At 50.4% G+C, this 22,283-nt stretch carries 21 protein-coding genes; 18 read left to right on the top strand and 3 right to left on the bottom strand.

The genetic code is table 11. The annotated features are described in order from the left end of the window. Window positions 1-187 precede the first annotated feature (187 nt). Window positions 188-1,408, bottom strand: a complete 1,221-nt coding sequence (locus ACLO87_RS10255) for a urate hydroxylase PuuD (protein WP_135866208.1) — start codon at window positions 1,406-1,408, stop codon at window positions 188-190. A gap of 49 nt (window positions 1,409-1,457) precedes the next feature. After that, window positions 1,458-1,811: a hydroxyisourate hydrolase gene (uraH, locus tag ACLO87_RS10250; protein WP_430223610.1), complete on the bottom strand. Its 354-nt coding sequence runs from the start codon at window positions 1,809-1,811 to the stop codon at window positions 1,458-1,460. A 199-nt stretch (window positions 1,812-2,010) separates the two neighbouring features. Here uraH and ACLO87_RS10245 point away from each other — a divergent pair, with 199 nt between their 5' ends. From ACLO87_RS10245 to ACLO87_RS10205, 9 genes are all read left to right on the top strand, one after another. After that, a complete protein-coding gene (locus ACLO87_RS10245; protein ID WP_430223609.1) occupies window positions 2,011-2,772 on the top strand; it encodes a GntR family transcriptional regulator in 762 nt (253 codons plus the stop codon). Window positions 2,773-2,788: 16 nt separating this feature from the next. After that, complete coding sequence (gene puuE / locus ACLO87_RS10240; RefSeq protein WP_135862017.1) at window positions 2,789-3,724, top strand: allantoinase PuuE; 936 nt, start codon at window positions 2,789-2,791, stop codon at window positions 3,722-3,724. A 150-nt stretch (window positions 3,725-3,874) separates the two neighbouring features. Then, window positions 3,875-6,493, top strand: coding sequence for an alanine--tRNA ligase (gene alaS / locus ACLO87_RS10235; protein ID WP_135862016.1), 2,619 nt, complete (start codon window positions 3,875-3,877; stop codon window positions 6,491-6,493). Further along, on the top strand, window positions 6,490-6,735 hold the full coding sequence (locus ACLO87_RS10230) for a sulfurtransferase TusA family protein (protein WP_135862014.1): 246 nt from the start codon (window positions 6,490-6,492) through the stop codon (window positions 6,733-6,735). Before alaS ends, ACLO87_RS10230 begins: the two co-directional genes overlap by 4 nt. 129 nt (window positions 6,736-6,864) lie before the next feature. Further along, window positions 6,865-7,125, top strand: coding sequence for a 30S ribosomal protein S16 (gene rpsP / locus ACLO87_RS10225; RefSeq protein WP_135862012.1), 261 nt, complete (start codon window positions 6,865-6,867; stop codon window positions 7,123-7,125). A 35-nt stretch (window positions 7,126-7,160) separates the two neighbouring features. Further along, the gene (gene rimM, locus ACLO87_RS10220; RefSeq protein WP_135862010.1) at window positions 7,161-7,772 is read left to right on the top strand and encodes a ribosome maturation factor RimM; all 612 of its coding nucleotides are present in this window, start codon (window positions 7,161-7,163) and stop codon (window positions 7,770-7,772) included. Between the two features lie 48 nt (window positions 7,773-7,820). Next, window positions 7,821-8,606 (top strand): tRNA (guanosine(37)-N1)-methyltransferase TrmD, encoded by a 786-nt coding sequence (gene trmD / locus ACLO87_RS10215; RefSeq protein WP_430223608.1) that lies wholly within the window; start codon window positions 7,821-7,823, stop codon window positions 8,604-8,606. A 437-nt stretch (window positions 8,607-9,043) separates the two neighbouring features. Continuing rightward, window positions 9,044-9,442 (top strand): hypothetical protein, encoded by a 399-nt coding sequence (locus ACLO87_RS10210; protein WP_135862005.1) that lies wholly within the window; start codon window positions 9,044-9,046, stop codon window positions 9,440-9,442. 88 nt (window positions 9,443-9,530) lie between these two features. Continuing rightward, window positions 9,531-10,055 (top strand): DUF6985 domain-containing protein, encoded by a 525-nt coding sequence (locus tag ACLO87_RS10205; RefSeq protein WP_430223607.1) that lies wholly within the window; start codon window positions 9,531-9,533, stop codon window positions 10,053-10,055. Window positions 10,056-10,213: 158 nt separating this feature from the next. On the opposite strand, the gene ACLO87_RS10200 is transcribed toward ACLO87_RS10205, so the two are convergent. Continuing rightward, the gene (locus tag ACLO87_RS10200; protein WP_430223606.1) at window positions 10,214-13,066 is read right to left on the bottom strand and encodes a valine--tRNA ligase; all 2,853 of its coding nucleotides are present in this window, start codon (window positions 13,064-13,066) and stop codon (window positions 10,214-10,216) included. Window positions 13,067-13,309: 243 nt separating this feature from the next. Here ACLO87_RS10200 and ndk point away from each other — a divergent pair, with 243 nt between their 5' ends. From ndk to hisC, 9 genes are read left to right on the top strand one after another with little or no spacing between them, the layout of a single operon-like run. Beyond that, on the top strand, window positions 13,310-13,735 hold the full coding sequence (gene ndk / locus ACLO87_RS10195; RefSeq protein ID WP_135861999.1) for a nucleoside-diphosphate kinase: 426 nt from the start codon (window positions 13,310-13,312) through the stop codon (window positions 13,733-13,735). A 33-nt stretch (window positions 13,736-13,768) separates the two neighbouring features. Continuing rightward, window positions 13,769-14,917: a 23S rRNA (adenine(2503)-C(2))-methyltransferase RlmN gene (gene rlmN / locus ACLO87_RS10190; protein WP_135861997.1), complete on the top strand. Its 1,149-nt coding sequence runs from the start codon at window positions 13,769-13,771 to the stop codon at window positions 14,915-14,917. Then, window positions 14,917-15,423 carry a helix-turn-helix domain-containing protein gene (locus ACLO87_RS10185; RefSeq protein ID WP_430223605.1) on the top strand — a complete coding sequence of 169 codons (507 nt, stop codon included), beginning with the start codon at window positions 14,917-14,919 and terminating at the stop codon, window positions 15,421-15,423. Before rlmN ends, ACLO87_RS10185 begins: the two co-directional genes overlap by 1 nt. Further along, window positions 15,420-16,709, top strand: a complete 1,290-nt coding sequence (gene ispG, locus ACLO87_RS10180; protein WP_135861996.1) for a flavodoxin-dependent (E)-4-hydroxy-3-methylbut-2-enyl-diphosphate synthase — start codon at window positions 15,420-15,422, stop codon at window positions 16,707-16,709. The genes ACLO87_RS10185 and ispG overlap by 4 nt, the downstream gene beginning before the upstream one ends. A 33-nt stretch (window positions 16,710-16,742) precedes the next feature. Further along, window positions 16,743-18,026, top strand: a complete 1,284-nt coding sequence (gene hisS / locus ACLO87_RS10175) for a histidine--tRNA ligase (protein WP_135861995.1) — start codon at window positions 16,743-16,745, stop codon at window positions 18,024-18,026. 7 nt (window positions 18,027-18,033) lie between these two features. After that, window positions 18,034-18,672: a tetratricopeptide repeat protein gene (locus tag ACLO87_RS10170; RefSeq protein WP_430223604.1), complete on the top strand. Its 639-nt coding sequence runs from the start codon at window positions 18,034-18,036 to the stop codon at window positions 18,670-18,672. Beyond that, window positions 18,672-19,820 (top strand): outer membrane protein assembly factor BamB, encoded by a 1,149-nt coding sequence (bamB, locus tag ACLO87_RS10165; protein WP_430223603.1) that lies wholly within the window; start codon window positions 18,672-18,674, stop codon window positions 19,818-19,820. Before ACLO87_RS10170 ends, bamB begins: the two co-directional genes overlap by 1 nt. A gap of 5 nt (window positions 19,821-19,825) precedes the next feature. Beyond that, complete coding sequence (gene der, locus ACLO87_RS10160) at window positions 19,826-21,199, top strand: ribosome biogenesis GTPase Der (protein ID WP_168246794.1); 1,374 nt, start codon at window positions 19,826-19,828, stop codon at window positions 21,197-21,199. Further along, entirely contained in the window at window positions 21,196-22,266 is a 1,071-nt protein-coding gene (gene hisC, locus ACLO87_RS10155) for a histidinol-phosphate transaminase (protein ID WP_430223602.1), read from the top strand. Before der ends, hisC begins: the two co-directional genes overlap by 4 nt. The last annotated feature ends 17 nt before the right edge of the window (window positions 22,267-22,283 follow it).

The following is a 22,283-nucleotide window of genomic DNA, read 5'->3' as shown; positions in this document are numbered from 1 at the left end:
CTATGAGTCATATCAAGCGCTTACAAGCTATGGAGTTTAGTGCCAGCGCATAAAAACATGGTGCTATACGCAATCTAGGGTAAGTGCGTAGATAAAAGAGCAGCCGTATTGTGCCAGAAGTACATAAAAAAACAGCCCACTCCAAAAGGAGGTGGGCTGGTCAAAGGGACGGTGAAACGAGTAAAACTTAGTGGGTGTTCTGAGCATCCCAACGAGCGATGAGATCACGCTCTTCTGGTGTCATTTGCGTCAGATTGCCCAAAGGCATGTATTGGTTAGATACCACTTTCTTAATATCAGCCGCATGCAAAAGGGTCTGTGCTTCGCTGTCCATTTGCATACCCAATGGTGGTGCGGCAAAACCAAACTGTTTGTCTGGGCTGGCAGCGTGGCACTGAATACAGCGAGCTTCCATGATGTCTTGTACCTGAGCAATAGTGATGGTTTCTTCTGCACTGCTCACTTCTGTAGCAGGTTGGGACTTAGGAGCACCAATCCACACAATCACCAAAATAAGCAGTACGCCAGCGATGGGGTACATAGGCTTATTATGGCCAGCGTGCATCAACACAAAGTACTGACGGATCAGAGCACCTGCAAAAATAAACAGGGTCATGATGATCCACGCGTACTCGTTGTTGTACGTGAAGGAGTAGTGGTTGCTCAGCATGAGCAGCAGTACAGGCAGCGTGAAGTAGGTGTTGTGCACCGAACGCTGTTTACCTCGCTTGCCATCTAATGGATTAGGTGTTTGACCTGCTTTGAGCGCTGCTACCATGCGACGTTGCCCTGGAATAATCCAGAAAAACACGTTGGCAGACATGCTGGTGGCCATCACAGCACCTGTAATCAGGAAAGCGGCACGACCAGAGAAAATATGTGTGCTCAAGTAGGCAACCACTACCATCATGATGGCAACGGCAACACTCAGCAGGCCATCACGTTCCATGTTGGGGCTGATGCGTTTGCACAGTTCGTTGTAGACCACCCAGCCTGCAATCAGGAACAGGATCGCTACAATATTCACTTCTGTACCGCTCAAGTTAGCGGCCCATTCCCACGGACTGGATGGGTTCACTAAGTAGAACGTAGGCTTGGTCAGGTACAGCAAGGCGAATAGGGCAAAGCCAGACAGCCAAGTGGTGTACGACTTCCAGAATGACCAGTGCAGATCAGAGGGTAGTTCTGCTGGGCTGGTTAGGTATTTTTGGCTGTGGTAGAAACCGCCACCGTGTACGGCCCACATTTCTCCAAATACACCGCTTTTCTTAGCGGTTTCGCTTTTAGGTGGACGCAGACCGTTGTCTAGCATCACAAAGTAGATGGACTCACCAATCCAAGCTACTGCGGCAATAACGTGTAGCCAACGCAATAATAGGTTGGCGAAATCTAGCAAATACGCTTCCATGTAAACCTCTCTTTGTTTGTCGCTTACTGAATATCAGAGCAGGTATGGATTAGCTGCCACGGTAGGTGGACCATGACCAAGGGGTCACGACCAGTGGTACGTGGTAGCTACCGCCTTCTTCAGCGATACCAAAGTGAATAGATACTTGGTCTACAAAACGAGGGGATGGAAGGGCTACGCCGCGCGCAGCAAAGTAGTCTCCTGCATGAAAGACCAGTTCATATTGGCCTTTCGCTACCTCTTGATCCTGCAAAAGAGGTTCGCCACAGCGCCCGTCAGCATTAGTTTTTACACTCTTGATCAGAGAGCGTGTGCCGTTTTCGTGACGGTACAGGTCAATATTGACGTGTTGCGCAGGACAGCCATGCATGGTGTCCAGAACGTGGGTAGATAGCTTTCCCATTGGTGTCTCCGGTTTTTTTGGATTCTATATAAGAAAAATATAAGTCCAGCGAGCCCAGTTTGGGAAACCGGCCGTGGGGCAAGCGGTGCAAGGATCAGTGCGCTGGGTTCCGCCCCATGAAAATAAATTGTCGACAATTTATGTTGACGATTTTGGAAGCATCTCTAATAATTGTCAAGGTCAATCACTAGGAAATTTTATGCTTCAGCTGTCATCCACTCCTTCTACTCCCGCTGTGGATGTTGAAGCACCTTCTGCCTCTTCGCTTTTGGGCGGCAAGCGCCATGAGTCAGAAACGGGCCGTATCTACAATGAGATTTTCGATGCGGTGATGGATAGACGCTTGTTACCTGGTACGAAATTAACCGAGGCTAAGCTGTGCGAGATTTTCTCGTGCTCACGCACGGTGATTCGCGCTGTCTTGGCTGAACTGGCGCACGACAAGATTGTCAGCTTGGAAGCCAATAGAGGCGCATTTGTATGGCAACCTGATCCCAAAGAAACACGTGAAGTGTTTGAGCTGCGTAGGGATATGGAGTGTTTGATTATCGATAAGCTATTGCGCTTTCCTGACTTGGAACAAAGGTTGCAAGGGCTGTATGAGATGGTGGAGCGCGAGCAGTCGTCGTATAACGCCGGGCAGCGAATTAGCTGGATACGGTTATCTAATGCTTTTCACGTGGAAATGGCGCGTTTGTTGGGCAATGACGTACTGACAGAATTGATGCATATGTTGTGCGCAAGAACATCGTTGATCATCGCGTACCACGACAAACCGGGTGAGCAAGCGTGCTCCTTCTTTGAGCACGAACAGATTTTAAACCTGCTGTGCCAGCGCAACCGAGATGGTGCGCTGCATGCCATGCAGCATCACTTATTGGCATGTGAACAGCGTATGAATGAAGAGCAGGCACCGGCCAAGCAAGACCCTTGGCAGGCATTTGGTGCTGCACGTTTATAAAACTTGGAGACAATAAATGACCATGACTTCCGAATACCCTCGTGATTTACGCGGCTATGGGCGCGATGTACCTCATGCAAACTGGCCGGGTAAGGCACGTATTGCGGTGCAATTTGTGCTGAATTACGAAGAGGGGGGCGAAAACTGCGTGTTGCACGGTGATCCGGCTTCTGAGCAGTTTTTGTCGGAAATTGTGGGGGCAGCAGCTTACCCTGATCGTCACAAATCGATGGAGTCTATTTACGAGTACGGCTCACGCGCAGGGGTATGGCGCATTCTTAAAGAGTTTGAGCGTCGTGGCATGCCCATGACTATTTTTGGTGTGGGTATGGCGTTGGAGCGCCACCCTGAAGTGGCACAGGCCTTTGTCGACGCAGGGCATGAGATTGCGTGTCACGGTTACCGTTGGATTCACTACCAAGACAAACCTGAAGCGCTAGAGCGCGAACACATGCAGCGTTGCGTGGAAATTATCACTCAGCTCACCGGTAAACACCCAGCAGGCTGGTATACCGGTCGTGATAGCCCTAACACACGTCGTTTGGTGGCAGAGGAAGGCCAGTTCCTGTACGACTCCGACAACTATGGTGATGATTTGCCCTTCTGGGATGAGGTGAAGTTATTGGATGGCAGTATCCACCCTCAGTTGATTGTGCCGTACACCTTAGACACCAACGACATGCGCTTTGCAACACCGCAGGGGTTCAATACTGGTGATGATTTCTTCCATTTCTTGCGTGACGCCTTTGATGTGCTGTACGAAGAAGGTGAAGAGGCCCCCAAAATGCTATCCATAGGCTTGCACTGCCGATTGATTGGTCGTCCATCACGCTTCCGTGGTTTGCAGCGCTTCTTGGATCACGTGCAAAAACATGATCGTGTGTGGGTAGCGACACGCGAAGAGATTGCTCGTCATTGGGTGCAAACACATCCTTATAAAGCCCAACGTTAATACGGGTTAGCGGTATATTCATGGCGGCGCTCACGGTGTTTCGTGAGCGCCGCTTTGCGGTGAGAACCCCACATCTTTCCCGCATTTGTTAGGCGTAGTGCGTCCTCTTACTTATAATGAGTGGTTAACTGTATTTTTTTGTAGCGATCAATGAAGACATCCGAAATTCGCCAGAAGTTTCTCTCATTTTTTGAGGGGCGGGGCCATCAGGTCGTGCCGTCTTCCTCACTGGTCCCTGGGAATGACCCCACACTGCTGTTTACGAACGCAGGTATGGTTCAGTTCAAGGACGTATTTACCGGTAAGGAAACGCGGCCTTATAAGCGTGCAGTCTCTTCGCAGCGCTGCGTGCGTGCGGGCGGCAAACATAATGACTTGGAAAACGTAGGCTATACCGCTCGTCACCACACATTCTTTGAAATGTTGGGTAACTTCAGCTTCGGTGACTACTTCAAGCGCGATGCAATCCTGAATGCATGGGAATTACTAACATCCGTCTACGGCTTGCCCGCTGAGAAACTGTGGGTCACGGTGTACCACGAAGACGATGAAGCCTATGGCATTTGGCAAAATGAAGTAGGTGTGCCTGCCGAACGTATCATTCGTATTGGTGATAACAAAGGCGCACGCTACGCGTCAGATAATTTCTGGCAAATGGCTGATACAGGTCCATGTGGTCCCTGTTCGGAAATTTTCTTTGATCACGGTCCAGAAGTGTGGGGTGGCCCTCCAGGGTCCCCAGAAGAAGACGGTGATCGTTATATCGAAGTGTGGAACTTGGTGTTCATGCAGTTTGATCGCTCCGCTGATGGCGTGATGCATCCACTGCCTAGCCCATGTGTAGACACCGGTATGGGTTTGGAGCGTATTGCGGCTGTGTTGCAGCACGTACATTCAAACTACGACATTGATCTGTTTCAAGCACTGATTGCTGGCGCTTCCCGTGAAACTGGGTGTGCAGATTTAGGCAACAACTCACTGAAAGTGATTGCTGACCACATTCGTGCCTGCAGTTTCCTGATTGTGGATGGCGTGATCCCCGGCAACGAAGGCCGTGGTTATGTGCTGCGTCGTATTATTCGCCGCGCTTTGCGCCATGGTCATAAACTGGGTCAAACACGTCCTTTCTTCTATAAACTGGTGGGCGATTTGGTTGCGCAAATGGGCGTGGCTTATCCTGAACTGGTTGCTCAACAAGCGCGTATAGAGCAAGTGTTGAAGCAAGAGGAAGAGCGTTTTGGTGAAACACTGGAACATGGTCTGAAAATCCTAGAAGGCGCGTTGCAGCAGTTGGGCGATAGCAAAGTCTTGGATGGACAAACATTGTTCACGCTGTATGACACCTACGGTTTCCCTGTAGACCTTACTGCTGATATTTGTCGCGAACGTGAAGTAGAAGTAGACCAAGAGGGTTTTGAAGTCGCTATGCAGCGTCAGCGCGAACAAGCGCGTGCGGCAGGTAAATTCAAAGCAGCCGCTGAGCTGGTTTACGATGGTGCGGCGACCCAGTTTGAGGGCTACGATCACCTGCAAACTCAAGCTAAGGTTTTGGCACTGTATGTAGATGGTTTGTCTGTTGAGTCCGTGAAAGCGGGTCAGCAGGCTGTGGTGGTATTGGATACCACACCGTTTTACGCTGAGTCCGGTGGTCAGGTTGGTGATACAGGTGTGTTGCACAACGCTGAAAGCCACTTCGTCGTACACGATACACAGAAAATTCAATCCCAAGTTTTCGGCCACCAAGGTGTGCTGGAAAGTGGTGAGTTGCGTGTGGGTAACAGCCTGCATGCACAGGTGGATGTAGCGAAACGCGAAGCAACTATACGCAATCACTCGGCAACGCACTTGATGCACAAAGCCTTGCGCGAAGTGTTGGGTGGTCATGTGCAACAGCGTGGGTCGCTGGTAGATGCGCAAAAAACACGTTTTGACTTCGCGCACGATGCGGCCATGACGGCTGAGCAAATCGCTGCGGTTGAAGCTATCGTGAACCGTGAGGTGCTGCAGAATAGCCCCGTTGCGGCACAACTGATGGCCTTTGATGAAGCCGTTGAGGGCGGCGCTATGGCGCTGTTTGGTGAAAAATACGGCGACGAAGTGCGCGTATTAGACATCGGCTTCTCCAGAGAACTGTGTGGTGGTACACACGTATCTCGCACTGGCGATATCGGTTTGTTCAAAATCGTTTCTGAAAGTGGTGTGGCAGCAGGCGTACGCCGTGTTGAAGCAATCACTGGTTTGAACTCATTGGCGTGGGTACAAGGCGTTAATGGTTTGCTGAGTCAAGCCTCAGCTGCATTGCGTACTACGCCGGAAGAGGTCACTACACGTATTACATCGCTGCAATCCCAGCTTAAAGATGTAGAGCGTGAGCGTGATCAGTTGAAAGATAAATTGGCTAGCTCTGCTGGTCAGGATCTAGTGCAACAAGCGGTGGAGTTGGCTGGCGGTGTAAAACTGCTGGTGGCTGACCTTCCGGGTGTTGAGGCTAAATCACTACGTAACTTAGTGGATCAACTTAAAGACAAGCTGCAATCTGCTGTGGTGGTATTGAGCACCAGCGAAGATGGCAAGATCAGCTTGGTTGCTGGTGTAACGAAAGCGCTGAGCGCTACAGTGAAAGCTGGTGACGTGGTCGGTCATATCGCCCAGCAAGTGGGTGGTAAAGGCGGTGGTCGTCCTGATATGGCAATGGGTGGTGGTTCGGATATAGCCGCCTTGCCGCAAGCTCTGGCTTCTGTGCAAGCCTGGGTGGAAGCTAAGTTATGAGTAGTCAGGAAATAGGAAGCGTCGCCCTAGAGGTAGATGCTTCCGGCCTGAAATGCCCGCTGCCTATTTTGCGGGCAAAAAAGGCATTAGCACAAATTCAAAGTGGTGACGTGTTGAAGGTCATCACTACGGATACCCATGCACTGACTGATTTTCAGGCATTTGCAACACAAACTGGCAACCTTTTGCTTAAACAAGAGGAAGTTGGGGAAACGTTGGTGCATTATTTACAGCGGCGCTGATCACAAAGCGCTGGATGTTGTTTTTGGTTGGGTTTATAATTGTTTTTTGCGGCCAAACGTATCGTTTGGGTCCGTATGATGATAAACTCTTTTGTTTTACACTTTTACTAACAGAAAAAGGAATTATCAATGGTGGTAATTCGCTTGGCCCGTGGTGGCTCCAAAAAGCGTCCGTTTTATACCGTAGTAGCCGCCAATCGTAGCGATCGCCGCGACGGCCGCTTTATTGAGCGTCTGGGCTTCTACAACCCCGTCGGTGGTGAAGGTCAGGAAAACCTGCGCCTGCAATTGGATCGTATCGAATACTGGACAACAAACGGTGCACAATTGTCGCCTTCCGTTAGCCGTCTGGTTAAAGAATACGCTAAAACCGTTAGCAGCGCAGTTTAATCAAACTGTCGCTGGTATCGTCTGAAGCCTACGCAATGTCAGTTATTCCTGATGATCTAGTTGAGCTGGGTCGAGTAGTATCTGCTTATGGCGTGCGAGGCTGGGTGAAAATCCAACCTTATGCTGTGGATGGCGATACCTTGCTTACCGCAAAACGGTGGTGGCTGAAAACGCCTGTTTCTCCTGCTCACGGCGGAGGCGCAGGCGTTTCTGCGTCCTATATACCGTTTACGGTGCAGCAAGCAAAATGGCATAGCGGTACGGTAGTCGCGCTTTTTAAAGGCTTCGATGACCGTAATCAATCTGAGCCATTAAAAGCTCATACGGTATGGGTGTCACGTGCTGATTTTCCCGCTGCCGACGAAGAAGAATTCTATTGGGTAGATCTTATAGATTGCTTGCTATACGGTGAAGATGAGGGTGGTCAATCTGCCTTTTTGGGCCGTGTAGTGCAAGTGCTGGATAACGGTGCTCATGCAGTGCTGGAAGTCGAGCAGGGCAATGTAGATGAGGCCCAACACTTTACACCTGTGCTTTCTGCCAAAGGAAAGCGACAGACTATTCTGGTACCTTTTGTCAAAGAGTGTGTGCATACAGTTGATTTAGCCGCGAAGCGGTTAGATAGCAACTGGCCAGTTGGATTCTAAACCTGCTGGTAGCAGGTGCTCTGACTGTCTGACCCGTTAGGGATAAACATGCGCTTTGATGTACTGACCATATTCCCAGAAATGTTTACATCACTACTAGATAGTGGTGTGAATGGGCGCGCCCATAAAAAAGGGGCGTGGCAGTTGCATACATGGAATCCTCGCGACTTTACGCACGATACACACCGTACGGTGGATGATCGCCCTTATGGCGGCGGCCCCGGTATGGTGATGATGGCTGCGCCATTAGAGGCGGCATTACATGATGTGCACTCTGAAAGGCAAGAACAGGGCGAGCCACAATGCGCTCCAGTGATCTTACTTAGCCCCATCGGTGAGGTGTTTCAACAGCGCCATGCGCAAGAAATCGCTGATGCAGGGCAGGGTGCTATCTTTGTGTGTGGCCGTTACGAAGGCATAGATCAGCGTTTCATTGATAAATGCGTCACGCATCAATATTCACTTGGTGACTTCGTGTTGTCTGGTGGTGAGTTGGCGGCAGCTGTCATGATGGATAGTGTGGTGCGACTGCTGCCTGGTGTGCTTAATGATGAGCAGTCGGCAATGCAAGACTCTTTCCATTCTTCCTTGGATGGCTTGTTAGATAGCCCACATTACACGCGCCCTGAAAATTATGAGGGTGTGGCTGTTCCTGATGTATTGCTCTCAGGCAATCATAAACACATAGAGCAATGGCGCAGAGAGCAGTCCTTACGCTTAAGTTTGCAGAACCGTCCGGATTTGTTGATTGCAGCGTGGAAGAATGGGGCACTTACCAAGAAGGATTTGGCGTTTTTGGCGACGCTGGGGGTAGTGCCTCCGTTTGAGGGTTGAGCATCGGCTTTTATTTTGTTGTGTTCATAGTTTATGCAGGGGAGTCTTTCCGCAGTCTCCCTCCAGTGTTGCTGATTCTGATAGGTTTACTTCCCACTCTTGTTGGAAACCGGTAGTTGCAACGTCTACTCTCCTCATGCTCTCTCTCCTCGTATTTCTACTACAGAAATAAGCACTTCTTTCAACAGCAATCACACTAAGAGCCGTGGCATGCGACGAGCAGAAGGCGGATGGAAGTGTTTTTTATTTGGTTTACAAATTAAAAAATACTTTCGCAGCCTAGGCTATGGCAGATAGTCGTTGAGAATAGGCTTGGAGGGTTAGTGTTTATAACCACCACTACGCCTGATAAATACTTTCATACTGGCGCTAGCTTGTTTTTGGTTAGAATCTAACGCATTACTACAGAAGCGTTGAAACCAACGGAGCTTATCTGCATGTCACTACCAAATACCCTGTTTATTTCCACCCGCCAAGATGCTATTGCCCATGCTAAGGGCGAGCAGGTGACGGTCAATGATTTATACGAGTTCGGTGGCCTTACCGACTTGGATATCAGTATTTTGTTCTCCATCGCAGCAGATGAGGAATTCGATTTCGATCTGCATGAAATCCTACCTATGGACGAGGTGGAGGACTCTGAGGTGTTTGAGCTTCCGATGCGTCTTACTCAAGTATTGGCGACGAAAGATGCTGCAGATATTCCGGTATTGGCAAAAGAGTGGGCAGCTACAGAGGAGTTGCAGTGCGACCCGGCCGGGTTAATTCCTGTGGTGACAGCCTTGATTGATTTAAGCAAAAAAGTGGGTGCTCATCACCTTTATTTCACGGCTTAATCTCTTTCTAACTCTGGGCTGAAAATGGTGAGCATAGGGCTAGAGTTGTGGTTTGTTGGGTGCTGATTACGAATAATGGATGGTGGTGATGGATATTCCAGGTTTAGGTGCGGTAGAAAAGGATGAGGATACTGGCTGGTATTTCAGTGATCCCGTAGTGGTTGCTGTGCTGGGTGGTGATGAGTGCGAGATTGTTCTCGAGGGCTACGATGAAGATGAGCGCAAAGAAGATTTTCATGCGGTTATCGCCAATTTCCTTGCGGCAAGCCCTGATGTTCTACGCGAAGCGGATGAGGCGCTTTTTCGCTACTACAAAGATTATGAAGAGTATTGGCTAGAAGAGGGTAATGAGCCTATAGCTACGGCTGAAGAGTTGTGGCAGCGGGTGTGGTTTGGATCTGAGCCTATGGTTTCGCGTGATGATCGTGGCGATAAGGCCATCTATGTATCGGTTGAGTGTGGCTGTGACTGGGAGGTGGAGCACGGCCTGCAGATAGTCTTTAAGAATGGGCTGCAGATTACGAAGCTTGGGCCATATGATGGTCATTTAACTAATGTTAGTGCATATGCGGACGATAGCCTTGATGGGGTGATCTATCGCTCCCATAAGTAAGCGGTATGATTTTGGGTTGGTTCAGGTAGGGCTCATCTATAAGAACGCTAAATGGGAAGGTTAGTCTCTTTGTGTTGGCAGTAAAGAAAAACTCCCTTGGTCATAATAACCAAGGGAGTTTTTTGTGGCCAAGTAAGCGTATGAATGAGAGGGCTAGATTAGCCGTTCAAACGCGCCAACTGAGCTTGGATCTTCGCTTGTGTTTCGCTGAACTGGTTCAGGCGTTCACGCTCTTGCTCTACCACAGCAGCGGGTGCACGCTCTACAAAGCTGGCATTACCCAATTTGCTTTGCGCTTTAGTGATTTCACCGTTCAAGCGGTCTAGCTCTTTGGTCAAGCGCGCAGTTTCAGCGGCAACGTCAATTTCAACGTGCAGCATCAATTGCGTGGTGCCTACTACCTGAACAGGTGCGCCCAAGTCTGGCAATGTGGCGTGGATTTCCACTTTTTCCAGTTTAGCCAAAGCCTGCAAGTATGGGGTGTTGTGCTCTAACACTGCTGCGTCACCTTGTGCCAATAGCGGTACACGTTCGGCAGGTGATAGATTCATTTCACCGCGCAGGGCACGGATAGCATCTACTTGAGCTTTTAGTTCGGTAATGGCCTGTTCAGCAGCTTCATCCACCAAGTTCTGGTCAGCCACAGGGTAGGGTTGCAGCGCGATGGTGCTGTCGTCACCGGCTTGGCGTACACCAGCCACCTCAGCTACTTTCTGCCACAGTTCTTCTGTGATGAATGGCATGATGGGGTGAATCAGGCGCAGTACGGACTCTAGCACGTGAATCAGCGTGCGGCGTGTGCCCAGTTGTTGTGCTGGGGTACCTTGCTGAATTTGTACTTTAGCCAGTTCCAAGTACCAGTCGCAGTACTCATCCCAAACAAAGTGGTACAGAGAGTTGGCAACGTTATCGAAACGGTATTCGCTAAAGCCGCGTTCTACATTACTGTGCAGGCGTTGAAGCAGGCTGCTGATCCAACGATCTGCAGTGGAAAACTCGGCAACTTCGGCGCCGTTCAGGCTGTGGCCTTCGGTGTTCATCAGCACAAAGCGTGTGGCGTTCCACAGCTTGTTGCAGAAGTTGCGGTAGCCTTCACAGCGTTTCAGGTCAAAGTTGATGTTACGGCCCAGTGTGGCGTAAGCGGCCATCGTGAAACGCAGCGCATCAGTACCGTAGGCGGGGAAGCCGTCTGGGTAGTCTTTGCGGGTACGTTTCTCTATGCTTTGGGCTTGGCGTGGGTTCATCAAGCCTGTAGTGCGTTTGCCAATCAGGCTTTCTAGGTCAATACCGTCGATGATGTCTACGGGGTCAATAGTATTGCCCTTGGACTTACTCATCTTCTTGCCTTCCATGTCACATACCAAGCCGTGTACGTATACCGAGTGGAAAGGTACTTGACCGGTCATGTGCATGGTCATCATGACCATACGCGCAACCCAGAAGAAAATAATATCAAAGCCTGTTACCAGTACGCTGGATGGCAGGTATTTTGCCAAATCAGGTGTTTGTTCTGGCCAGCCCAGATCGGTGAACGGTACCAATGCAGAGGAGAACCAGGTATCCAGTACGTCTTCATCACGGCGCAGAGGGCCTTGGATGCCGGCAGCTTCAGCTTTGGCTTTGGCTTCTTCTTCGCTACGGGCAACGACGATTTGGCCGTCTTCGCTGTACCATGCGGGAATCTGGTGACCCCACCACAATTGGCGAGAAATACACCAGTCTTGGATGTTGTTCAGCCACTGGTTGTAGGTGGTAGTCCAGTTTTCTGGGTAGAACTTAATGCGGCCGTCAGCAACGACTTCCAGCGCAACATCGGTAATGCTTTTACCAGGATGCAGGCTGTCGGCAGGTGCGGCTTTGCTCATGGCAACAAACCATTGGTCTGTCAGCATGGGTTCAATCACGGTGTTGGTACGGTCGCCGCGTGGCACCATTAGTTTGTGAGGTTTAACTTGTTGCAGCAAACCCATGCTGTCCAAGTCGTACACAACTTTTTCGCGTGCAGCGAAACGGTCCAAGCCTTGGTAAGCTTCGGGTGCGTTTTCGTTAACTTTGGCATCCAGCGTCAGGATGCTGATCATGTCCAAGCCGTGGCGTTGGCCTACGGCGTAGTCGTTGAAGTCATGTGCAGGCGTGACTTTCACAACGCCTGTGCCGAATTCCATGTCTACGTAGTCATCAGCGATGATGGGGATTTCTCTACCCACCAACGGCAGTGTGACGGTTTGACCAATCAGGTGTTTGTAGCGTTCGTCTTCGGGGTGAACCATCACTGCTACGTCGCCCAGCATGGTTTCTGGGCGGGTAGTGGCAACCACTAAGTGAGTCAGGTCGCCAGAGGGTGTGCTCAGTGGGTAACGAATTTCCCACATGTGGCCATCTTCTTCCTCACTCACTACTTCTAGGTCGGATACGGCGGTGCCTAGCACGGGGTCCCAGTTCACCAAACGTTTGCCACGATAGATCAGGCCTTGTTCGTACAAACGAACAAATACTTCGGCCACACCACGGGACATGTTGGAGTCCATGGTGAAATATTCACGGCCCCAGTCGCATGATGCACCTAAACGACGGAACTGTTGGGTAATGGCATTACCGGATTTTTCTTTCCACTCCCAGACTTTTTCTACGAAATTTTCGCGGCCTAGGTCATGTCTGGAGATTTTTTGGGCGTCCAGTTGGCGTTCCACCACAATTTGTGTGGCGATACCTGCGTGGTCGGTGCCTGGAATGAAAGCGGTGTCATCGCCGCGCATGCGGTGGTAGCGAGTCAATCCATCCATGATGGTTTGGTTGAACGCGTGCCCCATGTGTAGCGTACCAGTGACGTTAGGTGGGGGAGACTGGATGACAAAGGCTTCGCTTTGGTGCCCGACTGCAGGGGCTACGTGCTGACCACCGGAGAAAAAACCACTTTTTTCCCAACGGGCGTACCAGCGAGATTCGATGTCGCTGGGCTCAAAACTTTTGGCTAATTGATCGGTATTGCTAGTTGTAGATGCGTTTGTCATTGTCTATACGAAAATTTTGCGGCTTGTCGTTGTATGAATGTAACGCAGACAAGTGCCTAAGAATCGGATGCTGAAGCAGTTATTTTATGATGCTGCGCTGCTTCGTGGGCATGCTAAAATGTCTGGTTGCCGTAAAAGCATTAAAAGTGATTGTTTTTATTGAAAAAAACAACGCTTTGATTTAAATGGCTGTTTTCCTTTCTCTAGGGAAATGGCTGGATTTTTGATTATTTGGAATTTTACATGGCTATTGAACGCACTCTGTCTATCATCAAACCTGACGCCGTTGCTAAAAACGTAGTAGGTCAAATCGTATCTCGCTTTGAAAACGCAGGTCTGAAAGTTGTAGCCGCTCGCATGGCTCACTTGTCCCGCGCTGAAGCTGAAGGTTTCTACGCTGTTCACAAAGCACGTCCTTTCTTCAACGACTTGGTTGAGTTCATGATCTCTGGCCCTGTATTCGTACAAGTGCTGGAAGGCGAAGGCGCAATCCTGAAAAACCGTGAATTGATGGGTGCTACTAACCCTAAAGAAGCTGCTGCTGGCACAATCCGTGCTGATTTCGCAGAAAGCATCGATGCTAACGCTGTTCACGGCTCTGATGCCCCTGAAACAGCTGCTGTTGAAATTGCTTATTTCTTCCCAGCTAGCCAGGTTTTCAGCCGTTAATTGCTGAGTATTGAAAGAATCGTGTCGGGTCCTATGTCTGAAGTCGTTACACCTATTAATCTGCTGGGGCACTCGCCCGAGCAGCTAAGCAACCTCGTGGCTCAATGGGGAGGGAAACCTTTCCGTGCACGGCAGTTACAGCGCTGGATACACCAGCGTGGCGTGTGTGACTTCGAACAGATGACGGACCTGGCACGGGACTTTCGTCAGCAGTTGGCAGAGCATTGCATCATTCAGGCCTCTGAGGTCGTGCATGAGCAACGCTCTGCGGATGGCACACGTAAGTGGCTATTTGATGTGGGGCAAAATAACTCCGTGGAAACGGTGTTTATTCCCGAAGACGATCGCGGTACCTTGTGTATTTCCAGTCAGGCTGGTTGTACGGTGGCGTGTCCGTTTTGCTCCACGGGATATCAGGGTTTTAACCGCAACCTTACCGCTGCGGAAATTATCGGGCAGTTATGGCACGCTAGACGTGCTGTGATGCAAGATTTAGAAAATGCTCGTATCGAAGGTGGTGCTACGCCACCGGATCGCGTCATCAGCAACGTTGTGATGATGGGTATGGGCGAGCCTTTGCTGAATTACAGCCAAGTGCTGATAGCGTTGCAGTTGATGCTGGACGATAACGCCTATGGCTTATCACGTCGCCGTGTCACGGTGTCCACATCGGGCGTAGTGCCGTTCATGGATAAACTGGCACAAGAGTGTCCAGTGGCCTTGGCGGTGTCTTTGCACGCGCCCAACGACGCACTGCGGGACCGCTTGGTACCGCTAAACAAGAAATATCCGCTTAAAGAATTGTTGGCAGCATGTAATCGCTACCTTGAGCGTGCTCCACGTGATTTCATCACGTTTGAGTACATCATGTTAGATGGGATTAATGATCTGGATGAGCATGCCGATCAGTTGTTGGCTATCTCTCGCGAAGTAAAGTGCAAGTTCAATTTGATTCCATTTAATCCTTTCCCACAGTCCGGGTTAAAGCGCTCCTCACATGCGCGTGTGCGTGAATTTGCACAGCGCTTGATGGAAGGGGGGGTAGTAACGACTGTGCGTAAGACCCGTGGCGATGATATTGATGCTGCCTGTGGCCAGTTGGCCGGTGATATTCGAGATCGCACGCGCATTGACCAGCGTATGCCGCAGCGCGCGCAGATCTTACTCAAGCAGGAGCCTTAATGAGTCTGATGACGTACGATTCGTCGTTGAATGCCGAAGCCGCTGCGCCGGCCGCACCTGAGATTACAGATGTGGGTGTTATGTTGCAGCAATTGCGTGAGCAGCGTGGGTTGTCTGTGAGTGATGTGTCGCGACGACTGAAGTATTCCGAAGCACAGTTGTGTTTGTTGGAGCAAGCGCAGTTCGATCAGTTACCTAAGGCTGCGGCCTTGCGCGGTATGGTGCGCAATTACGCTCGCTACTTAAAAGTAGATGAACATGCCGTGCTGGCCGTGTTAGATAAGCAGGCGGGCACAGCTCCTAGACCTCCAGTACCTCGCAAGATCAAAGGTTCATGGGCTGGGGCAGATACACCTTTGTATGCCGAAGAACCACGTCAACGAGCATGGGGCTGGGGCCTGATTATTGCTTTGTTGCTCTTTGTGGCTGCTTTTTATGCGTTGGACCGGGGTTGGATTCCTGATTCCTGGCTGTTTTTTGACTGGTTGAAAGAACTGAAAAAATGACCTCTGCCGTTACCCCTTTTGCTCATCAAGCCCCATTGGCTGTAGGTGCACAGAGTAGACGTCAAACTCGTGCAGTACCTGTTACGTGGAACGATAAGCAGGTGGTGATTGGTGGTGGAGCGCCAGTTGTGGTGCAGTCCATGACCAATACGGATACTGCCCGTGCGATTGAAACCGCCATACAGGTCAAAGAGCTGGCGTTGGCTGGTTCTGAGATGGTGCGTATTACCGTGAACTCCCCAGAAGCAGCTCGTGAGGTGCCCGCTATCCGTGAGCAACTAGACCGTATGGGGATGAATGTACCGCTAGTGGGTGACTTTCACTTTAATGGTCATAAGCTGCTTACTGATTACCCAGAGTGTGCGCAAGCGCTCTCTAAGTACCGCATTAACCCAGGAAATATGGGCGGGGGTAAGCGTAGGGACGATAACTTTGCGCGCATGATCGAAGTTGCGTGCCGTTACGAAAAACCTGTGCGTATCGGTGTGAATTGGGGCAGTCTAGACCACGACCTCATGGCAAGAATGATGGACGATAACAATCGTCAATCTACACCATGGGAAGCACAAGCTGTGATGCGTGATGCGTTGGTGATTTCAGCAATCAGTAATGCGCGTAGAGCAGAAGAGTTAGGTCTGTCACCCAATGCAATCGTGTTGTCCTGCAAAGTGAGTCACGTACAAGATTTGATTACAGTCTACAAAGACTTGTCTCAGCGCTGTGATTACCCGCTGCATTTGGGGCTGACCGAAGCGGGTATGGGTAGCAAAGGTATCGTGGCTTCTACAGCTGCGCTATCGGTATTGTTACAGCAAGGCATAGGCGATACCATACGTATTTCGTTGACGCCCGAGCCGGGTGGCGACCGTAGTCGTGAAGTGGTAGTAGCACAAGAAATTTTACAAACCATGGGGCTGCGAGCCTTTGCTCCTATGGTAGTGGCCTGTCCTGGCTGTGGCCGTACAAGTAGTACGGTATTCCAGGAGTTGGCCGATGACATTCAGCGCTTCCTGCGTGAGCAGATGCCAGTTTGGCGCCAGCAGTACCCTGGCGTAGAAAGCATGAATGTGGCGGTTATGGGGTGCGTGGTCAACGGGCCAGGTGAAAGTCGCCATGCTGATATAGGCATTAGCTTGCCAGGTACGGGGGAAGTTCCTTCAGCGCCTGTGTATCTGGATGGTGAACGAGTAGTGACATTGAAGGGCGACACTATTGCCAAAGAGTTCCAAGGCATTGTGCTGGACTACGTTCAGCGTCGCTATGGTAATAAACAAGCGCAGCAATAATACTGTGCGGGTTCAATACAAAAAAGTAGAGTTATGACGCAGTCGTTTCAAAAGCTTCGTGCCTTAACAGGTATGAAAGACATTCTTCCCGATACCAGTTGGCAATGGGAACAGCTAGAAGAAACCGTACGCCAATGGTTGGCCAGTTATGGCTACCGCAATATGCGTACTCCAGTGCTGGAGCATACGCAGCTGTTTAGTCGTGGTATTGGCGAAGTAACCGATATCGTAGAAAAGGAAATGTATTCCTTTACCGACTCGTTAAATGGCGATTTGCTCACCATGCGCCCTGAGTTTACGGCGGGGATGGTGCGCGCCAGTATTGAACATAATTTGTTGTACGACCGTCCGCATCGCGTGTATGCGATGGGCCCAGTGTTTAGACACGAGCGCCCTCAGCGTGGTCGTTACCGTCAGTTCCATCAAATTGACGTAGAAGCCTTAGGTTTGCCGGGTCCTGATGTGGATGCCGAGCTGATCATCATGCTGAATCGTTTGTGGAAGATTCTGGGGCTGAAAGACATCCGTTTGGAAATCAATTCCTTGGGTCAGGCCGAAGAGCGTGCCGCCCACCGTGAGGCGTTGATTAGCTATCTGGAAGAGCACAAATCTATTCTGGATGAAGAAGCGCAACGACGCATGTACAGCAATCCTTTGCGTGTGCTGGATACTAAAAATCCAGCGATGCAGGAAATGGCCAACAATGCGCCTAAGTTATTTGATTACTTGGGTGAAGAGTCGTTGGCTCATTACCAAGGTGTATGTCAGCGCTTAGATGATGCAGGTATTGCCTACACACTAAACCCTCGTTTGGTACGTGGCCTGGATTACTACAATCTGACCGTATTCGAGTGGATTACTGATCGCTTAGGTGCTCAAGGCACTGTGTGTGGTGGTGGTAGATACGACGGCTTGATTCCTCTGCTGGGTGGTAAGCCTGCGCCAGCAGTGGGTTTTGCTATTGGTATGGAGCGTTTGCTTGATCTGTGTGAGCAAGAGGCTAACCAAACTGAACAAAGCGAATGTGATGTGTACATGGTGCACCAAGGCGATGCAGCACAACGTCAAGCTAGCTTATTAGCAGAGCAGTTGCGCGATGTGGGCTTGCGTGTGATTGTGCATGCTGGTTCTTCTGGTTTCAAATCGCAGTTCAAGCGTGCTGATGCAAGCGGCGCTTATGTGGCTGTTATTCTGGGTGAAAACGAATTAACGACTCGCACGGCAAGTGTGAAGTGGTTGCGTTTAGAAGATGAAGAAGCGCAGCAACAAAGCGTGGCATTCGATCAATTGGCAACGGTTTTAACAACGAAGGTATAAACACGACATGGCTTACGATCTGGAAGAACAGGAAAAGCTGGACGCGATTAAAGACTGGTGGACTCGCTACGGTACATTGTGCGTAGTTCTTGCCTTCGTAGTGTTGGCTGGTATCTTGGGCTGGCGTGGCTGGCAGTGGTATCAGACTCATCAGAATACGCAAGCCATGGGGTATTACGAAGCGCTAGAAGCTGCAAGCACCATGACGGGTGAAGAGGCTGATGCACGTCTGGTTGCGGCGAGTGCGACATTGCGTTCGGACTTCCCTAAATCGGGTTATGCCAGTCGTGGTGCGTTGGTAGCGGCATGGGCGCTGCAAGAGCGTGGCAATGCTGATGGCGCACGTGAGCAACTAGAGTGGTTGGTTCAACAAGGTTCCGATCCTGCAATGAAAGCTGTGGCTAGACTGCGCTTGGCAGGTTTGTTGTTGGAGCAAAAGGATTTCGATGCGGCCTTGGCGCAGTTGGAGAATCCGCCTGCTGGTTTTGCTGGTTTGTATGCCGACCGTAAAGGCGACATATTGTTTGCACAAGATAAAGTGGCTGAAGCGCGTGCTGCATGGCAAGTGGCGTTGGGCTTGCTGAAAGGCGAAGCGGTTGAGCAGTTGGTACAACTGAAAATTGACGCGGTCGGGGAGCAACAATAATGGCTAAACATGTGTTTAAACGTTCAGTAGTTGCCATGGCAGTGGTGCTAGGCCTAGGCGTGTTAACAGCGTGCTCTAGTAGCAACCCACGCTTTGATCCAGTGCCGTTAACAGATTTTCAACCTGAAGTGCAGGCCAATGTGCGTTGGTCTACTTCTGTGGGCAGTGGCGGTGGCTATGGCTTTGCGCCAATGGTATTGGGCCCGAACGTCTATGCAGCAACCCCATCCGGTGCAGTTACTAAAGTTGATGTGGCTACCGGCAGGCCAGTTTGGAGTACTAACGTAGATAAGCGTTTAAGTGCTGGTGTAGGTGCTGATGGTCGTTTGGTAGTGGTAGCGGCAAACGATGGTACTGTGATTGCTCTGGATGATCAGGGGCAAGAACAATGGCGTGCTCAAGCTGCTAGCGAAGTAAACGTGCCACCAGCAGTAGGTTACGGCGTAGTTGTGGTGCGCAGCAGTGATTACCGTTTACAAGCGTTTGATGCGAGAAACGGTGAGCTGTTGTGGAGCGTTCAGCGCCCAGGACCTGCTTTGGCGTTGAAAACTAGCATCCAGATGGACATCGTAGATGGCATGCTGATTGCGGGTATGCCTAATGGTCGAGTGATGGCGGTTGATTTGGGTACAGGGGCCGTGCAGTGGGAAGGTACTGTAGCCGTATCCAAAGGCGCAACTGACCTAGAGCGTATTATTGACGTCGTTGGTTTGCCGTTGATTCGTGGCCCATTGTTGTGCGCAGCTGCCTACCAAGGCCGTATTGTGTGCTTCGATGTGTCCAAAGGCGGTGTGCCGGTATGGTCACGTGATTTTTCTACTAGCGTAGGGATAGGGGCAGACGATAGATTCGTTTATGCCGCAAATAGACATGATGTGCTGAGTGGGTTCAGCATGGCAGATGGTACGGCAATTTGGAGCCAAGAAGGTTTACGTAATCGTCGCTTGTCCGCGCCAGCAGTGGTGCCTGAGGCAGTGGTGGTGGGGGATTCTGAAGGCTACGTGCATTTGCTGTCCCGTTCTGATGGGCGCTTCCTAGGACGTGTAAGCGTCGGTGGTGGTGCAATTACTTCTCCGTTGGTGGGTACCGATCGTGGTGTGGTCGTGCAAACCGGCAACGGTAATTTATTATTGGTTGGTGTCAATTGAGCAAGATTGCTTTCAAGCCTGTAGTGACGCTGGTGGGGCGAGCCAACGTTGGTAAGTCAACGTTGTTTAATCGTCTTACGCGTTCCCGCCAGGCGTTGGTGGCGGATTTCCCAGGGCTGACGCGCGATCGCCATTATGGCGAGGGCAGAATGGGATCACGTCCTTATTTGGTGGTGGATACAGGTGGTTTTGAGCCTGTGGCCAAAGAGGGTGTGGTGCGTGAAATGGCACGTCAAACACATCAGGCCATTATTGAGTCCGATGTGGTGATTTTCTTGGTTGATGCTCGCGAGGGTATTAATCGACTGGATTACGATATTGCCAATTTGCTGCGTCGCTCTGGTAGACCCGTTATTTTGGCGGTGAACAAGGCCGAAGGCATGCGCCATAGTGCTGCTGTGGCAGACTTCTTTGAGCTGGGTCTGGGTGAGGCGCGAATGATTTCTGCGTCGCATGGTGATGGGGTTATGGACCTTATCGAAACAGCCTTGCTGGAAGTGCCTGAGCCCGAGTTGGAACCAGAGGTCGAAGAAGAGTTCGATCCTGATGCGCCTGAAACAGAAATTAAGCATCGTATCAAGCTGGCGATTGTGGGTAGACCAAACGTAGGTAAGTCGACGTTCATCAACAGTTTGATGGGCGAAGAGCGTGTGATTGCGTTCGACATGCCAGGTACTACGCGCGATGCTATCGAAATCGAATTCGAGCACGGTGGCGTACCTTATACCTTGATTGATACAGCGGGTTTGCGACGCAAGGGTAAAGTGTTTGAAACCATCGAGAAGTTCTCGGTGATTAAAACCTTGCAAGCGATTGAGGCATGTAACGTTGTACTGTTGATGCTGGATGCGCAAACTGACATCTCGGATCAAGATGCTAGTATCGCCGGTTTTATTCAAGAAACTGGCAGAGCGCTGGTGATCGGGATCAACAAATGGGACGATCTAGACAGCTACAAGCGTGAGTGGGTGCAACGTGAGTTTGAGCGTAAATTGCACTTCCTGAACTTCGCTAAGATGCATACGATGTCGGCATTGAAAGGGCAGGGTATTCGTCCAATTATGAAGTCTGTGCGTGAGGCGCATGGTGCAGCGTTCCGACGTTTGTCTACACCAAAACTGACACGAGTCTTGCATGCAGCGGTAGAACAGCAACAACCGCCACGTAAAGGTATTTTCCGCCCCAAACTGCGCTATGCTCACCAAGGGGGGCAGAATCCTCCGTTGATCGTTATTCATGGTAGCGGTTTGGAAGGCGTATCGGACTCTTACCGACGCTACCTTGAGGGACGTTTTCGTGAAGCTTTTGACTTACAGGGTACGCCATTGCGTATTGACCTGAAGTCATCACACAACCCTTATGTGCAGGATAAAAAGTGAGCCGTTTTTGGAGTGACCACGTTAATAGCTTGCAGCCTTATGTGCCAGGCGAGCAGCTTGCCATCAAAAATCTGATCAAGCTGAATACCAACGAGCATCCTTATGGGCCGTCGCCTAAAGCGATTGCTGCCATTAATCAGGCTGCTAATGATAGTCTGCGTTTGTATCCTAGTTACGATGCTAAAGGCTTGCGTCAAAGCATTGCGCGCCTACATCATCTGGATATGGGCAATGTGTTTGTTGGTAATGGTTCAGACGAAGTTCTGGCGCATATTTTCAGTGGTTTATTCCTGCGCGGCGGCCGTCCGTTGCTGTTACCTGACATCAGCTACAGTTTCTACCGTACGTACTGTCGTTACTATCAAGTGCCGTTTGAGATCGTGCCTCTGGCAGATGATTTCTCTATTCGCGTGGAAGACTACACAAAACCACGTGATGTGGCGCCAGCCGCTATTATTTTTGCGAACCCCAATGCGCCTACTAGCTTGGCGTTAGGGTTGGGCGACATAGAACGCATTGTCAAAGCCAATCCCGATACGGTGGTGGTGGTAGATGAGGCCTATGTGGATTTTGGCGGGCAAAGCGCGTCTGGCCTGATTAAACAGTACCCCAATGTGGTGGTGGTGCAGACCTTATCCAAAGCCTATGCATTAGCGGGTTTGCGTGTGGGGTTTGCCTTGGCTAGCACGGAAATCGTAGCGGGCTTAGAGCGCATTAAAGATAGCTTTAACTCGTACCCATTGGATAGTCTTGCTTTGGCTGGTGCGCAAGCGGCTATTGATGACCAAGCGTACTTTAATGACGTGCGCAAGGCTGTGATGGATGCGCGTGATGAGTTAACAAAAGATTTGCAGGCTCTAGGTTTTACTGTATTGCCGTCTGCTGCTAACTTCGTGTTTGCGACACATCCCGAGCACGATGCAGCGCATTTGCAACAAGAGTTAAAAAGACGCGGTATTTTGGTACGACATTTCTCACAAGATCGCATTCAGCAGTTTTTAAGGATTACAGTGGGAACTTTGGTGCAGTGCAAGCGTCTGACTCAAGAGCTAACATCTATACTGTAGAGCCACGTAGAGTAAGC

Source organism: Paenalcaligenes sp. Me52, assembly GCF_050487965.1.
Classification (GTDB): Bacteria; Pseudomonadota; Gammaproteobacteria; order Burkholderiales; family Burkholderiaceae_B; genus Paenalcaligenes.
This window is presented reverse-complemented; position numbering and strand designations above follow the sequence as displayed.

Excerpts from the sequence above, each read along its gene's own strand:
- ACLO87_RS10205 (WP_430223607.1), top strand. The coding sequence starts at position 9,531 with ATGGATATTCCAGGTTTAGGTGCGGTAGAAAAGGATGAGGATACTGGC.
- trmD (WP_430223608.1), top strand. The coding sequence starts at position 7,821 with ATGCGCTTTGATGTACTGACCATATTCCCAGAAATGTTTACATCACTA.
- puuE (WP_135862017.1), top strand. The coding sequence starts at position 2,789 with ATGACCATGACTTCCGAATACCCTCGTGATTTACGCGGCTATGGGCGC.
- hisS (WP_135861995.1), top strand. The coding sequence starts at position 16,743 with ATGACGCAGTCGTTTCAAAAGCTTCGTGCCTTAACAGGTATGAAAGAC.
- ACLO87_RS10170 (WP_430223604.1), top strand. The coding sequence starts at position 18,034 with ATGGCTTACGATCTGGAAGAACAGGAAAAGCTGGACGCGATTAAAGAC.
- ACLO87_RS10255 (WP_135866208.1), bottom strand. The coding sequence starts at position 1,408 with ATGGAAGCGTATTTGCTAGATTTCGCCAACCTATTATTGCGTTGGCTA.
- uraH (WP_430223610.1), bottom strand. The coding sequence starts at position 1,811 with ATGGGAAAGCTATCTACCCACGTTCTGGACACCATGCATGGCTGTCCT.
- ACLO87_RS10230 (WP_135862014.1), top strand. The coding sequence starts at position 6,490 with ATGAGTAGTCAGGAAATAGGAAGCGTCGCCCTAGAGGTAGATGCTTCC.
- ispG (WP_135861996.1), top strand. The coding sequence starts at position 15,420 with ATGACCTCTGCCGTTACCCCTTTTGCTCATCAAGCCCCATTGGCTGTA.
- rpsP (WP_135862012.1), top strand. The coding sequence starts at position 6,865 with ATGGTGGTAATTCGCTTGGCCCGTGGTGGCTCCAAAAAGCGTCCGTTT.
- ACLO87_RS10200 (WP_430223606.1), bottom strand. The coding sequence starts at position 13,066 with ATGACAAACGCATCTACAACTAGCAATACCGATCAATTAGCCAAAAGT.
- alaS (WP_135862016.1), top strand. The coding sequence starts at position 3,875 with ATGAAGACATCCGAAATTCGCCAGAAGTTTCTCTCATTTTTTGAGGGG.
- ACLO87_RS10245 (WP_430223609.1), top strand. The coding sequence starts at position 2,011 with ATGCTTCAGCTGTCATCCACTCCTTCTACTCCCGCTGTGGATGTTGAA.
- rimM (WP_135862010.1), top strand. The coding sequence starts at position 7,161 with ATGTCAGTTATTCCTGATGATCTAGTTGAGCTGGGTCGAGTAGTATCT.
- bamB (WP_430223603.1), top strand. The coding sequence starts at position 18,672 with ATGGCTAAACATGTGTTTAAACGTTCAGTAGTTGCCATGGCAGTGGTG.
- ACLO87_RS10185 (WP_430223605.1), top strand. The coding sequence starts at position 14,917 with ATGAGTCTGATGACGTACGATTCGTCGTTGAATGCCGAAGCCGCTGCG.
- ndk (WP_135861999.1), top strand. The coding sequence starts at position 13,310 with ATGGCTATTGAACGCACTCTGTCTATCATCAAACCTGACGCCGTTGCT.
- ACLO87_RS10210 (WP_135862005.1), top strand. The coding sequence starts at position 9,044 with ATGTCACTACCAAATACCCTGTTTATTTCCACCCGCCAAGATGCTATT.
- rlmN (WP_135861997.1), top strand. The coding sequence starts at position 13,769 with ATGTCTGAAGTCGTTACACCTATTAATCTGCTGGGGCACTCGCCCGAG.